This window comes from Clostridium sp. OS1-26 (assembly GCF_030915445.1).
Taxonomy (GTDB): Bacteria; Bacillota; Clostridia; order Clostridiales; family Clostridiaceae; genus Clostridium_AM.
Window position 1 is genome coordinate 291,513 of sequence record NZ_CP133264.1, and the last position, 14,658, is coordinate 306,170.

The window sequence follows — 14,658 nt, forward strand, 5'->3', positions numbered from 1 at the left end:
ATTCAGTTTAAAATCCTGTTTATACTCTTATATTAATTATTAGCTTATTTTAACATAAATTGAGAGCATCAAATCTATTTAAAATCCATTGATGCTCATTCAAATACTAAATTAATCTCCTATTTTAGGAGTTTAGTACCTTTAATCCACTGTTCTGTTTCTTCTATTCCCTGCTCTAAAGTGTATTCAGGCTCCCAATTCATAAGATCTTTAGCTTTAGAATAGTCACATTTCAGCTTCATTATTTCACTTTGGGGATGAATATGTTTTACATGTTTTACAGATACCCTATCCTTAGTTATAATTTCTGCTAATTCATTTATAGTTACATCTCTGCCAGTCCCAGCATTAACTACCTCACCATTAACCTGTCCACAATATCCTGCCATAACTACAAATCTTGCACAATCTTTAACATAAAGTAGGTCTCTTGTTTGCTCTCCGCTTCCATATATGCTTATATCTCTTTTGTGTAATGAATTATTTATAAATATAGCTACAACTCCACCTTCTCCACCAGTCTTTTGGAAAGGTCCATAGGTATTAAATGGCCTTATAACTACAGTCGGCAGCTTATATGCATTATAATATGAAAGCACCATATTTTCAGCAGCTATCTTACTTCCTCCATATGGTGATACTGGCTTTGTTGGATGGTTTTCATCAATTCCCTTTTCATTGGCTACATCATAAACCATACAGGTACTCATAAAAACTACTTTACATGGATAGGTATCTTCACTTGAATCTAAAACCCAACCATCTCCATCCATCCTTCCATTTTTACCGAACATCTGAACTTTAGCTTTTTCAAGTATATTAAAAGTACCTACTGTATCATTATAAAAAGTAGTCTTAGGGTCATCTATGCTGTCTTGAACATTTATAGATGCTGCAAGGTGATATATTATATCAAATTTTTCTTTAAAAATTTCATCAAGAATCTTTTCATCCTTAATGTCACCTATGGTAAATTTGAAATCCTTTCTATGCTGAAATTCCTGTATATTTTGTAAACTTCCATTAGACAGATTATCTAATACCACAACCCTATGTCCATCTTCTAGGAGCCTTTTTACTACCCAACGTCCTATAAATCCTGCTCCTCCAGTTACTAAAACATTCATGAATATCATCTCCATTTCAATATTTATTTAGAAAAACTACCTTTCTTAATTTAGAATTGAAACTGTTTTAAGCTCTTTTGCAATCCTTTTTGGACCTTTGCCATCAACTAATTTTATCATGTTATAGGAAATCTCTCTTCTTCTTTCATAACACTCCAAGAAAGAAAGCTCCTTAATTAATTTATCCTTTGTTAAGTTTTTATACCAGCCTAAATTATTTATTACCCCTATTTCATGAAATTTATTCGCAACTCCTACCTGATTATCAGCTAATACAATACCTAAAGTAGGCGTCCCAACCCTACATAATTCATATAATGTGCTTCCACAGGCCGAAATAGCTACATCACATTTTTTCATAATTTCACACATATCTGCATTATAATATAGTTTAATCTTGTCACACTCAAAATCTTTTATATTATTATTATCAAAGGAAGGCCCTATAACTACATGAAAATTGTATTTTAAGTTTTTTACCCATGCTAATATTCTTTCTGTAATATGATATGGATCCGCTCCTCCAACAGTAAGCATTACATCCCTAACCTTTTCACTTATATATCTAACAGCCATATGCTTAAATTCATCTCTCAGCATTACATATTTAGTTCCCAGCATAAGTCTTGTATCTTCATTTGCATTATAACTAAAATCCTCAGCATTAATGTTTTGATTTATTAAAATACTTACATTAAAATAATGCAGATTCATATCATCTATATAAACTGTTTGGGGAAATATGTCTTTAGTTTTATTAAAATAATCCGCATCTACCTCATAGCTGTCAGTAATTAGAGTATCTGCTTCAACTTTTTTTAAATCTTCTATCAAATTACTTTCTCTTACTAAATTAACCCTAAATCCTTCACTTAAAACCTTTTTTATTCCCTTTATATACTCATTTCCTATTAATTCCTCATAAGCTTTCACATTATTATTTGTAATAGTTATTATATTTTTATTAAATAATGCAAAAAAATCTATATTAGAGCACTTTGCTCTACATATGTATAAGACCTCATTATTATACTTTAAAAGCTCTTTTGCTAAAGCTAAGGTCCTAATTATATGTCCCATACCTATTTTACTACCTCCATCTGCTCTTATACCTATTTTCATATAATCACCTACTTTAATTAGTTGTAAGTTCATATCTCTATCATTATCTTTACACAGTTTTTTCATAAGACTTTACTTTCCATAATTCTATCAAAAACAGGGTTAGGATAATAAATAAAAATAAGTTACAAGGTAAAGTATAACTTATTTATTACTCAAAATTTTATAGATAGCATAATGATTTTCTTTCAACATTATTTTAATAGCTCATATCTACTAAAAAAGACCCTATTGTAATTTTATTTCCTTTACTAGAAAGATTCTTTCTATCACTTACCCTGATTATTATATCATGATTTCCTTCTGACAAATTAAACAAATTTATTGCGGAGGAAAAATAAAGTGGTAAGTTAGTATATAAATCTAAAAAATAATTTATTCCATCTATCTTTATCTCCATACAGCCACTTTCTTCTGAAAGTAGTGTTGTTATGGCAATGCATTTCCCATTAAAATTAAACTCTAAACAATCTCCAATAGTATCAGAAACTGCAGCTATCTCTATTTGAGGTATGTTTATGTTTTCTTCTCTCCAATGCCCATAAAAAGTTGCTTTTTCATAGCTTATAATATTTGGATTATTGAACTCATATCCTGTTATTGTATTTATTTTTTCAATAGGTTTTCTATTTAATATATCTAAGTCTTTTATGCTATTTATTATACACTCCGCATATATGCTGTGACCTTTGTCATTTGGATGCAGATTGTCTATGGATATATCCTGCCAAGTATAATCGTCTACGCCTATATGTCTATACATATAATCCTGTATATCTATAACTGGTACACCGTAATAATAGGCTACCCGTTTATGTACACTGCTGCAGGCATCTGCAAGGCCAGTAGGGGTAATTAGTATCACTACTGCTGGTTTACTTTTGAGTTTTGACAGCTGTTTTAATATACCCTCCATAGTAACAGCAGCATTATATGAGTTTTCTATTCTATCATTTACTGCAAATTCAATAAATACTAAGTCAGGATCTTTAGCTATTACATCTGTTTTTAGTCTAAACACTCCAAAATTAGAACCAGTACCACTAACTCCTGAGTTTATTATATCTACATTTTTATCCTTGTATAGGACCTTTAAATATTCTCCTACTTTATAAGTGTATGAATTTTCATATATTGAAGCTCCTGTGCCTTCAGTTATGGATCCTCCTAGGAATACTATGTTGAATTTATTATTCATAACAATCTCCTATATCTCAAAACAATACAACATATTTACTTAAAATTTTTTACACTTTATTATACTTCTAAAATATTATTTAACTTAAAAACTTATATAAATTCGTTCATATTATTTTCTTTTAACTTATCAATAATTTTTTTTATTTCCTGTGCCTTGTCCTTTGCACAAACTAAAACAGAGTCCTTAGTTGATACAACAATCAAGTTATTTACCCCTAACGTAGTGATTAGTTTATCTTCTGAATATACTATAGAATTATCCGTTTCCAGAACTATATCATTGCCTTTAATAATATTTCCGTTTTTATCTGGCGGATATATCGCCCCTAAAGAATCCCACGCACCAACATCATTCCATTGAAAGGAGGAAGCTACAACTGCTACATCATCACTTCTTTCTAAAATGCCATAATCAATTGATATTGATGGTATTTCTGAATATATTTGTTTTATCTTTTCTTCACTATTTTCTTCATCTAAAAGTTCACTTATCTGATTAAGCTTATCATATATTTTAGGCAAATATCTTTGTATATTTTTTATAATTTCAGAAACTTTCCATATGAATATTCCACTATTCCACATATATTCACCAGAATTTAAATACTGTTTTGCTTTTTGAAAATCTGGCTTTTCAACAAATTCCAATACTTCGCAAGCTACTTCACTTATTGCTTTATTTGAATTATAATTTATGTATCCATATCCTGTTGCAGGATACGTTGGTTTAATTCCTATAGTGACAATTTTATTCTCTTGTTCAGCTACTCTCACTGCTCTATTGATAGTATTAGTAAACTCTACATCATTGTCAATGCAATGATCTGATGGATAAACACACATAATTCCATCACCACGTCTTTTCAAAATTGTAATAGCCGCAAGACCTATTGCAGCAGTAGTATTTCTTCCCATTGGCTCTAGTATAATATTTTCTTCTTTACACTTTCCTTTTACTATTTGCTTCAGTGATTCCTCTTGCTTACGATTTGTCACAATATATAAATTATCATTATCAGATATCCTATTAACTCTTGCTATAGTTTCGTTAATTAGCGCATCTTTACCAGTAATATTTATTAATTGTTTGGGTCTAGATTCTCTACTTAAAGGCCAAAATCTTGTCCCATTTCCCCCAGCTAATATAACATTATATATATTCATTTTCTTCATTCCTCTCACTCCAACCAAATCACTAAATTTAACTAAATATCTTACCCTTCTAATCTTAAGTTGAATAAGGTTTAACTACACTGTATCCTCTTGCTCTTCAATTATTTCATGAAATTCTTCTTCAACTCGTTTTGAAAAGTATTATAATTTATTTCGTTTCTATTTATCCAATAATGGTAGATCGAAGAAAATACCTGCTTACACTACCACTCTATTTCTTCATTCAACATTTTGGTAAACTTTTCTGCTCCTTGATTATTTAAATGTGATACATCTGAAAAATCATCGTCATCAAATAATTCTGATCTAAAGTAATCTATGTATTGAAAATTGTACTCTTTTTTCACTTGATTTATAATACAATAGAATTCATCTTCTATTCGTTTTGAAAAGTACTCTGTATAGTATTTAGAAGCTGGGAATACCACAACTATGGGTTTTATATTATTATCTTTTAAAAAACGTAAATAGTCCTTAAATATTTGAATATTTTCTTGTACAGTTTTAGGATAGTCTTTATTACAATCTAGTTCTGCTTGTTTTCTTCCAATCTCTACTTTATTTTCATACTCTTTAAAACTAGGAACATCATATACAAAATCAAAATAACCACCATTAATTCGAAATGTTTTTTCTGCAATCTCTCTGTTATTTTCATACTCTTCACTTAATCTATCTGCATTGCTATAATGGTGTGCTGTTTTCAAAATTGAATAATACCAAACAACCTTATTCTTCATAGCTGAAAGCGACATATCATACTGAAAACTATAATAACAAAGCCCAATAATAGCATATTTTACATTTATAACTTTTTCCTTAAAATTATTGAATAAATATTTAATAGTATGATAATCATAAAAAATATCTTGGCTACTCAAAGAAAACTTGTAACAACTTTTTAAACATTTCTTTTCAGAAAATCCAGTATAAGCATAAGAAATTCCTGTGCAAATAGCTTCTAAATCATCATTATTGTTTTCAATAAAATTATCAATCATATATTTATATTCATTTGAATAATTATCCATAAACTTATAATATTGAAATATTTTATTCTCCACTACTCCCAAATCAATAAGCTGATTATATATTTCTTCATTAAATTGGCTAGCAATTATTATATAATCGTAATCATAATTTTTTATTTGTTCTGGTTTTACTATCAAAATATTGTTTCTTTTTGTTCCCCATTTACTTTCGTTATTATCCACATAAGCCAATATTTTAACTTTACAATTTAATACATTTTCAATGATAATTGAACTCTTACCAGTTCCAAACATTAAAACATTGTACATTGAAATCACTCATTTCATAAAATGTTAATATCTAATCAAAATCTTTATATTTACCTTCACATATGTTTATATACAATTCATTATATTTTTCTATCATAATATCTATATCGAATTTGTTTTTATAATCTCTATAGGCATTTTCTACTATAGTTTTTTCATTTTTTAATCCAAAATTATTGGCTTCAATTATCAACTTCTTCAATGAATTTTCATCATTATTGTTAAACAGATACCCAGTAGAATTTTCTTCTATAATCTCTTTGAATACATCTATATTACTGGCAATCACCGGCACATTTTCCCTATATCCTTCAGCTATTACTAAACCAAACCCTTCACTTAATGATGGAATTATCAAATAATCAAATAATTTTATGTACAGACTAGCATTTTCTCTATATCCATAAAATCTTATTTTATCTTCAATTTTATATATTTTAATTTTTTCACTTAATTCATCTAGCAAATCTCCTTCGCCAATGAATACACAAAAAACTTTTTCTTTTAAATTTTTCACTGTTTCAACTACTAGTTCTTGATTTTTTCTTTTACAGACTGTTCCAATGCATCCAAATATCTTGTATCCTAAATCTTTATATCTAAATATATCATCAACGATATCTTTATCAATGCTCTTATCTTTAGGCTGATTTTCAATGCCATTATAGATTGTAGTTAATTTTTCTTTGTAAATTCCTTTTTCAATCATCAGCTCCTTGTCACTTTCAGAAACAGTTACTACAGCATCCAACCCATTTATAATAGCAATATCCATTTTTTCATGCTCTGGTCTTTTATTTGTTCCCCACCCATGCATGGTTTGAATAACAGGAATATATTTATTAATTCCAGACCTTGCTACTATGCTTACCATTGCTGGCACTGCTGAATGTGCATGTATTATATCAATATTCTCTCTTATTAAAATTTCTCTTAATTTTCCTGCAACATTTAAATTAAGGTAAATATCTCTTTTAAATGTGGAATCTATTTTTAAGCATGGTATCTTTAATTCTTCTAACTCACGCATATATTCACTATAATTACAATAACCTAACTCATCAGATAAGCTAGCTACTATATATACATTATTTTCAGATTTTTCCTGACATGAGGCTATATTCTTTATTATTCTACCTGCCCCTCCTTGAAGAAAAGTGGTTATATGCAATATATTCAATTTATCACCTCAAAATATTATTTAAAACTCCATCAGAAAATTCTAATGGAGTTTTAAAATTATAAATTCAACTTTTTTCTAACTTCATTTTCTATCCATTTGTATGTTCTTTCTAGACCTGTCTCTAAAGTAATCTCTGGGTACCAACCTAAAACTTTATTTATCTTTGTATTATCAGAGTTTCTTCCTCTAACACCTTGTGGTCCTTCAATATGTTTTTTTACTACTTTATAATCTGAAACATTGGAAATTATTTCTGCCAATTCATTGATAGTAACCATTCTATCTTGTCCTAAATTAAGTGGTTCATAATAATCACTTTTCATTAACTTATATATACCTTCTACACAATCATCAATATAGCAGAAAGAACGTGTTTGTTCCCCATCGCCCCAAATTTCTATTTCATTGTTATTTGTAAGCTTAGCTATTGCAATCTTTCTGCAAAGTGCAGCTGGCGCCTTCTCTCTTCCACCTTCCCATGTTCCATGAGGTCCAAAAATGTTGTGAAAACGAACTATATGTGTATTCATACCATAATCTAATCTATAATGAGTACATAACCTCTCAGTAATCAACTTTTCCCAACCATAAGCATCCTGAGGTTCTGCTGGGTAAGCATCCTCTTCCTTTAACGGCTTAACATCTGTAACTTTTTGCAGATATTCCGGATATATGCAAGCAGAAGATGTATATAAGTATTCTTTTATGCCATTTAATCTAGCAGCTTCTAATGTATGAAAATTTATTAATGTATTATTATGTAATATTTCTGAATGGTGATTAGAAATAAAGCCCATCCCACCCATATCTGCAGCTAATGCATAAACTTCATCTACTCCAATTGTAGCTTGAAGGCAATTGTCCCATCTTCTTAAATCTAGAATTAAAAATTCATCTGCATCTGTTTTTGTAAATTCTGGATACTTTAAATCAACACCTCTAACCCAGTAACCTTTTTGTTTTAGAAAAGTTACTAAATGATGTCCTATAAATCCACCTGCTCCTGTAACTAATACTTTTTTCATTTCAATACCTCCCTAGTATAATTGTTAGATTAAAACATTTATTATTTAATTAGCAACAAATTGTTGTTATAGTTAAAGCATATTTATTATTTCTTTCCAAGTAAAAACTTCTATTTTCTTCTCTTTCATTATTTCCTTTATTTGATTTTTCACTTCAAGATCATGCAAATCTGACTCTATGGAAATAATTATGGCATCTAACTTATCTTGATTATCTTGTAACCAAAAAGGCGACTTTACCCTTACATCATCATATATTATTTGTTCATGTGTACTTTTATTATTGTCAATAAAAGCTAAAACTTGGATTTTTTCATTTCGTAAATCTTTATACATATATCTAGCAGTTTTTAGAGTACCCCATATAGCCACAGACTTAATATTTCTCTTAGTTAAAACACTTGTAGCATTTTTATCCATAAGCAATAAAGATTCTAACCATACTCTGTACAAAGCCTGATATTCTAAACCACTCGAATAATTATCTACTCCGAAATGTTTTTTCATCACTTGCTTTTTATACTTGTCAAATTTCTCTAAATTCCTAACATCAGAACACTCACCCTGCAACCTAAAAACTGCAATAGTTTCATCATAATATATGGTATTTTGCTCTTCACCTTTAAAACATTTTACTGTAAAATCATAATCTGCGACAATAGGATATTTTATATCAAAAAAACCATATTTATCGAATAAACTTTTTCTAACAAATACTCCTTGATGTGGTGTCATATAGCCTTTGGCTAAATCTTCTAAGCCAATTTTTTTGCCTTGTATATACTTAATGCCATATTTTTCATCAATACATAGAACATTACCATATAATATTGATTTTTTAGGATTATCTAAAAACTTATCTACCACTTTTTGTATTATGTTTTGGTCATATAAATAGTCATCTGAATTAAGAAAATATATTATTTCACCAGTAGAATACTTTACCCCTTTATTAAACGCATCGATTATGCCTTCATCAGGCTCACATATTATAATGCTTTTATTATAATTTTTAACAATCTCAAGGGTTTTATCTGCTGAAAGTGCATCTACTATAATGTGCTCAATATTTTTATAAGTTTGACTAAAAATGCTTTTTAAAGTATTTTCAATATATTTTTCGCTATTTAAAGTTGGAGTTATAATAGAAACTAAAGGTAACTTAATATCTGTCAATATACTCTTCCTCCAAAATATCTATATTTTCATATCATTTTCTGCTAAAATATACCCAACACTTATATATATATACATACTTGAAAGATAATCAAAATAATGGGTATCCTCTGAAAAACCCAATGAATTTAATTGTTCTTTTATCTCTTCATAAAACTGAGAACAAACTATAATTAAAGTGTCTTCCTTCTTTTCATCTAACAGCGTTTCTACTGGCAATACTTGTATTCCATTAATAAAAGCCCCATGTTTATTTTTATCATTATCAATTATATATAATGGATTTTTATTGAATAAATTTAGTATCTTACTAAAAAAATTTTTATATCCATTACTAGCTCCAAAAACAATGATTTTTTTCTTGTTTAAATGTTGTAAAAAATATCTTATATAGTCATCTTCTAATAATTCATCATTCACATATCTTCTTCTTATAATTAAAAGCTTTTCAAAGAACTCTTCAAATGTACTAGTACCTAAAGTCAATAACTTATTATATTCGGCTTCAACAAAATAGAGCCATTCTTCAGTGTTGCATACATTATTAGGTTCAAAATCAGTGTTACAATTCTTATTTATATTTGTCAGTTCTACATTATTTAGTCCCCAATTTTCATCATTAAATATTATTGGTTTTTTATTTAAAGCCATATTATTAGCAAAGGTAATTAATTGCAAATATGTTAAAGAATCAACTTTCCTCTTATTTAATTGGCTTTCTAACTCTTTATTTTCTGGTTGAAATCCTGAAGTATGTTCCATGTGGTAAGTAACCATAGGATTATTCAAATATATTTCTTCTATGCCATTAGCCCTTGACATATATTGCATTAAAGAATCAATATGCATTGAATACATATCTAACTCTGGATAGCCATTAAGTTCAAACCAATGTTTTCTTGCCATTAATTGAAAATCCCCACAGGCATTACAATGGGGTGGCTCTTTAATCTTTTTATTATTTGCTAATTCTTCAATTTCTTTTGGATAAACTAAATATTTTTCATTATTAATATAACTTTCTGTATAAAATCTTTCATTTATCCTTATAATATTTTTTTTGCAATAGTTAATTTTATCTTCGTGAGTTCCACTAATAGGAATCTCATTTCTCACATCATATCTATCCACTCTATAAATCTTATTTTCTTGTAGCTTTCCTGAAATTAAAAACTCAAAAAGTTCGTCAGAAAAAATTATATCTACATTTGTAGCAAGAATATATTTTCCCTTTGCTCTACGTATCCCAACATTCTTCCCAATCATTTGATATAAAGGAAGAGATTGAGAAAAATTATATTTATTATGCATTTGTTCTGGTACTTCAATAATTCTTATATTACAATAATCATTTTTTTTATTCCAACATAATTCTTCATTTAATCTTTTTTTATCTTTTGGCGGATTCCACTCAACTAATATTAACTCAACATTAAACTTATATTTTTTCGTTTGTTCAAGTATATTGTCAATGAAAAGCTGCATCCTATATTTTAAATCGCCACCATGGTTATCATTTCTAGTTGTCGCTACAATTGAGAGTTCAGGACAATCAGTAAAATTATTCATATTACTCCTCCCTTATTTTTGAGAATTATATGCCATTAATATATCTTCAGATTTTATTCCTAACTCATTGAGTTGATTGCAAATTTCATTAACTTGTCCCGATGCAATGATAACTTTTTCCACATTTTTCAAACTATTTGTTGTAGGTTTTTCTATTCGGATACCATAAAAATCTTTACTTATTTTATTAAGATCATTATCTACAACTAACTTTATTTCTATCTTTATTTCATACCTTCTATTTAATTCTTCAATAAGTCTATAAACAGCTTTAGCTAGTCGCCCTGCACCAAAAATTGCTATTTTTTTTTCTTTATTATTAATTAAAGAGTTAACGAGCATTATATCAATATCTGTGTTAAATATTTTATCTATAATTTCATTTTCATAGGCCATTTCATCATATATATGAATCCTCGGAAAAGTAAACGGACCCTCTTCATTATTTAAAGTAAAGCAAAACCAATGTCCATTAAGTGAAAACATTTCATTTCCTAGTTCTTTTTTCATTTCTTCTACTTTTTCTATATCTTTACCAATTTCCTGGTGAAAACTGTGATCAGAAGAAACTAAGTCTATATTATTTCTTGAAACAAAATCTACTATAGAAACACTTTGCTCAACTGCAGAGTTTATATTTCCTAATACTACCCTCTGACCAACATCATTGTTACCTCTCCAAAGATAATTATTATCATAAGATAAAATTTGTTTAGGCATATATCTATTATCCGATAAATCATGCATTATAATATGATGCTTCTTATTCTGCAACAAAGGCAATATCTTTCCTAGTACACATTCAGCTATACTATACCCATGGGCATCCCAAAATACTAAAACTCTTTCATAATTACTAAATAATTTTTCATAATCATAATCAAGAATATCTGTATTTATACACTCTAACGGGTTAAACCATTCTTCAGATACAACACCATTGTCTTTAAGCTTAGGTATAGTTTCTTTTTCAAAGCTATCAGATATACAAAGACTGACTACTCTACACTTGTCTTTTCCACCGAACCAATTAGAGACTTCTGTAAAAACACAGGTAGAATTGCCTTTTCCTCTTCCTAATTCTAATATCAAATCAGGTTTAAATTCTAAAGTAAAAGCAACCAATTGGCTCCACTGACATATATTCAAATCGTTTAAATAATCAACTGCATGGGCTAAATCTTTTATACGTTCTTTATTTTTACTTATTTTTTCCCTTTGATTCCAGTATGCACTGGCTGGAGAAATTACCACAATTAATCATCACCTTTATAATAGTTTTCTTGTTTTTTCCGTTTACTTATTTTTTTATACCTACAAGTATCCAACTTGGCTCTACCCAAAATAATTTTTCAGTATTACTATTTATAAAATCCCACTGGTCAATTACTCCCTCCATAACTCCTTTTGTTGTTTCAAATACATTTGAAATAGGTGGACAGAAATCATGCCACATAATAAGTCCGCCATTTTTTAAAACTTGAAATGCTTTTTTCGTATCATTTGCAACTATTTCTTTTGTATGTCCTCCATCTATCAAAACTGTATCAAAGAAGTTATCTGGATAATTTTTTGTATCCCATAAAGTACTATCACAATATATTTGGCAAACTCTATGTCCTAAATTTTCTTGCAAATACTTTCTTCCTGTAAAACCAATGGAATCAGTGGGGTATACGTCCTTGGCTGGAAATTGTATTTTTTTTGCCCAAGCTTGAAGTTCCTCAACCTCATAACTATAGTTGCCATAAACATTATCTCCAGAAATGTTTTTTTCTCCAAATGGTAAATTTAATGTCCAAACTGTAGCCTCTGTCTCCTGCAAACAATATAGGGTACCTATTCCTTGCCAGGTTCCAAACTCAAGATGTCTTCTAGGCTTAAAGTTCCTATAAATATACCTGAATATTGGAGAATCATTTATTTCCATTTTAAACTCATTGAATGGTTTATCAAGTGATTCTTTGGGACAGTCAATTTCTTCATTAAAATTTAAAACTTTGTTTAAATCATTTATATTAACTAATGGGATACTGACGATTTTTCCATCTATATTAAATTGTTTCTTTGTAATGCACAAAATTATCACATCCTTAAAATAGGGAATAGTTATTTACTATTTATTTTTTAATATAGTTTTTATTATAACTTTTCTATAACAAGCAATATTTCGCAAGCTTTAATATCACCTAACCACTGATGAGATTTTAGCTCTGGATAATCAGAAAATTTTTCTGTACAAATATCTTTATTTTTTTCCCATTGTTTATCACTATAGTTCTCCATTCCAGGAAATATATTCATTTGAATATTGTTTACATTAACTTCTATATTAAGTTTATCAATTATCTCTTTAATGTTTAATGGTATATATATGCTATAACCTCTATTCTTAAAATAGGAATGATTTTTTATAGATTTTTTTACCTCATCTATATCTTTAACTCCTAAAAAATGTCCTATACTTACAGCCAATATTCCTCCATTTTCTAAGAGATTAACTGAATTTTTCAAAATTTTAAACATTTTCTTAGGGGAAATGTGTTCTAATGAACTAACAGAAACTATACAATTAAACTTTTTATTAAATGGTAAATTTTCATTTTCTAAATTGCATTGTGTATAATTTATGAACTCAGAAATTTTATCTTTTGGAGTAGGCAATATGTCCACAAATTCTGCCATACAATTGTTATCTTTTAAAGCTTTAATAATATATGGATTTCCATAACCAGATGCTATATCTAAAACATAGGCATTCTTAGGAATATACTGTGAAACTCTTTTACTTGACCAATTCCAAGGAGTATATCTTTGCTCATCTTCTCCAAAAATTTCTTTACATTGAGAAATACTACTATATTCCAAGGTAACTAGTTGCAAATTAGACTTTTCTATCATTTCCCCTAATCCTTTCTATATCTAAGTTTATTTATTGTCCAAACATTCATTTGAAATCTTAGTTAAATCAAACCAATTAAACTCTATATTATCTTGTCCAAAGTTTCTGCTCCACTCTAAAACAAAATCCTTTCCAAATAACTCTTTAATTTTTTCATCATCATACCATTCACATAAAGGTGTTCTTTCGCCATCTGTCATTTTTCCAAACTCTTCAAAACTTTCAGCCCCTGATGCTATATATCTCTCCTTTGGATAAGCAAGCATCAAAGCCTTGCCACCTACTTTAACATGGCTCATAAGTGCATCTACCTGTTTTTTACTAAATTCAAATGGTGCGTTATGCATTGACCCAATAAAGATCATTCCATCAAACTTATCAATAAATTTATAATTAAAGAAGTCATCTATAAAATAATAATTAGCTTTAATACCTTTTATATTACAAACTCTTTCAATCAGTTTTAAATTATCTTGCACAATATCAACAAAAGTTACTTCTGCACCTTGTTCAGCAAAATGTATACCGTCAATTCCTACTCCTGGACCTACATCTGCTATTTTAAGTCCTTTAAATTTTTCTTTATATAAATTCTGATACCATCCTCTTACTTCAAGAGTAGAAGTTTCTTTTTGCATTTTCCCCAATATTCTAATATATCATCATCTGTCCATTTTAATACTTCAGAACTAAAAACTCTCCCCTGTCTTGTACCAGGAACCTCCTGCCATTTTTTTCTTAATTCTTCAGAAATGTTTTCAAAATTACTGTTCATTTTTTTCCTCCTAAAAATAGTTATTTATGCAATTTATAATTATTGAAAGTATAAATATATTTTCTAAATGCAATGACTAGGTTGAATACATAAAATTATACTTTA

General features: G+C 28.5%; 14 protein-coding genes. All 14 read right to left on the reverse strand.

Features of this window, described 5'->3' with window-relative positions; translation table 11 throughout:
* Window positions 1-119: 119 nt before the first annotated feature.
* Window positions 120-1,127, reverse strand: a complete 1,008-nt coding sequence (locus RCG18_RS01525) for an SDR family NAD(P)-dependent oxidoreductase (RefSeq protein WP_308039682.1) — start codon at window positions 1,125-1,127, stop codon at window positions 120-122.
* Between the two features lie 45 nt (window positions 1,128-1,172).
* Window positions 1,173-2,249, reverse strand: a complete 1,077-nt coding sequence (gene pseG / locus RCG18_RS01530) for a UDP-2,4-diacetamido-2,4,6-trideoxy-beta-L-altropyranose hydrolase (RefSeq protein WP_308041946.1) — start codon at window positions 2,247-2,249, stop codon at window positions 1,173-1,175.
* Between the two features lie 199 nt (window positions 2,250-2,448).
* Complete coding sequence (locus RCG18_RS01535) at window positions 2,449-3,447, reverse strand: SGNH/GDSL hydrolase family protein (RefSeq protein ID WP_308039683.1); 999 nt, start codon at window positions 3,445-3,447, stop codon at window positions 2,449-2,451.
* Window positions 3,448-3,539: 92 nt separating this feature from the next.
* On the reverse strand, window positions 3,540-4,622 hold the full coding sequence (locus RCG18_RS01540; RefSeq protein WP_308039684.1) for a mannose-1-phosphate guanylyltransferase: 1,083 nt from the start codon (window positions 4,620-4,622) through the stop codon (window positions 3,540-3,542).
* A 203-nt stretch (window positions 4,623-4,825) separates the two neighbouring features.
* Window positions 4,826-5,923 (reverse strand): chemotaxis protein, encoded by a 1,098-nt coding sequence (locus tag RCG18_RS01545; protein ID WP_308039685.1) that lies wholly within the window; start codon window positions 5,921-5,923, stop codon window positions 4,826-4,828.
* A gap of 31 nt (window positions 5,924-5,954) precedes the next feature.
* Window positions 5,955-7,103, reverse strand: a complete 1,149-nt coding sequence (locus RCG18_RS01550) for a glycosyltransferase family 4 protein (protein ID WP_308039686.1) — start codon at window positions 7,101-7,103, stop codon at window positions 5,955-5,957.
* A 59-nt stretch (window positions 7,104-7,162) separates the two neighbouring features.
* The gene (locus RCG18_RS01555) at window positions 7,163-8,131 is read right to left on the reverse strand and encodes an NAD-dependent epimerase/dehydratase family protein (RefSeq protein ID WP_308039687.1); all 969 of its coding nucleotides are present in this window, start codon (window positions 8,129-8,131) and stop codon (window positions 7,163-7,165) included.
* Window positions 8,132-8,203: 72 nt separating this feature from the next.
* The gene (locus RCG18_RS01560) at window positions 8,204-9,307 is read right to left on the reverse strand and encodes a glycosyltransferase family 2 protein (RefSeq protein WP_308039688.1); all 1,104 of its coding nucleotides are present in this window, start codon (window positions 9,305-9,307) and stop codon (window positions 8,204-8,206) included.
* Window positions 9,308-9,328: 21 nt separating this feature from the next.
* Window positions 9,329-10,876: a hypothetical protein gene (locus RCG18_RS01565; protein WP_308039689.1), complete on the reverse strand. Its 1,548-nt coding sequence runs from the start codon at window positions 10,874-10,876 to the stop codon at window positions 9,329-9,331.
* A gap of 12 nt (window positions 10,877-10,888) precedes the next feature.
* Window positions 10,889-12,130 carry a hypothetical protein gene (locus RCG18_RS01570; protein ID WP_308039690.1) on the reverse strand — a complete coding sequence of 414 codons (1,242 nt, stop codon included), beginning with the start codon at window positions 12,128-12,130 and terminating at the stop codon, window positions 10,889-10,891.
* A 46-nt stretch (window positions 12,131-12,176) separates the two neighbouring features.
* Window positions 12,177-12,956, reverse strand: coding sequence for a class I SAM-dependent methyltransferase (locus RCG18_RS01575; RefSeq protein WP_308039691.1), 780 nt, complete (start codon window positions 12,954-12,956; stop codon window positions 12,177-12,179).
* A 62-nt stretch (window positions 12,957-13,018) separates the two neighbouring features.
* On the reverse strand, window positions 13,019-13,777 hold the full coding sequence (locus RCG18_RS01580) for a class I SAM-dependent methyltransferase (RefSeq protein WP_308039692.1): 759 nt from the start codon (window positions 13,775-13,777) through the stop codon (window positions 13,019-13,021).
* Between the two features lie 27 nt (window positions 13,778-13,804).
* Window positions 13,805-14,416 (reverse strand): class I SAM-dependent methyltransferase, encoded by a 612-nt coding sequence (locus RCG18_RS01585; protein ID WP_308039693.1) that lies wholly within the window; start codon window positions 14,414-14,416, stop codon window positions 13,805-13,807.
* Window positions 14,386-14,553 (reverse strand): hypothetical protein, encoded by a 168-nt coding sequence (locus tag RCG18_RS01590; protein ID WP_308039694.1) that lies wholly within the window; start codon window positions 14,551-14,553, stop codon window positions 14,386-14,388. Before RCG18_RS01590 ends, RCG18_RS01585 begins: the two co-directional genes overlap by 31 nt.
* Window positions 14,554-14,658: the final 105 nt, after the last annotated feature.

Coding starts and splice junctions, on each gene's coding strand:
- RCG18_RS01525 (WP_308039682.1), bottom strand. CDS start 1,127: ATGAATGTTTTAGTAACTGGAGGAGCAGGATTTATAGGACGTTGGGTA.
- pseG (WP_308041946.1), bottom strand. CDS start 2,249: ATGAAAATAGGTATAAGAGCAGATGGAGGTAGTAAAATAGGTATGGGA.
- RCG18_RS01535 (WP_308039683.1), bottom strand. CDS start 3,447: ATGAATAATAAATTCAACATAGTATTCCTAGGAGGATCCATAACTGAA.
- RCG18_RS01540 (WP_308039684.1), bottom strand. CDS start 4,622: ATGAAGAAAATGAATATATATAATGTTATATTAGCTGGGGGAAATGGG.
- RCG18_RS01545 (WP_308039685.1), bottom strand. CDS start 5,923: ATGTACAATGTTTTAATGTTTGGAACTGGTAAGAGTTCAATTATCATT.
- RCG18_RS01555 (WP_308039687.1), bottom strand. CDS start 8,131: ATGAAAAAAGTATTAGTTACAGGAGCAGGTGGATTTATAGGACATCAT.
- RCG18_RS01565 (WP_308039689.1), bottom strand. CDS start 10,876: ATGAATAATTTTACTGATTGTCCTGAACTCTCAATTGTAGCGACAACT.
- RCG18_RS01580 (WP_308039692.1), bottom strand. CDS start 13,777: ATGATAGAAAAGTCTAATTTGCAACTAGTTACCTTGGAATATAGTAGT.
- RCG18_RS01585 (WP_308039693.1), bottom strand. CDS start 14,416: ATGCAAAAAGAAACTTCTACTCTTGAAGTAAGAGGATGGTATCAGAAT.
- RCG18_RS01590 (WP_308039694.1), bottom strand. CDS start 14,553: ATGAACAGTAATTTTGAAAACATTTCTGAAGAATTAAGAAAAAAATGG.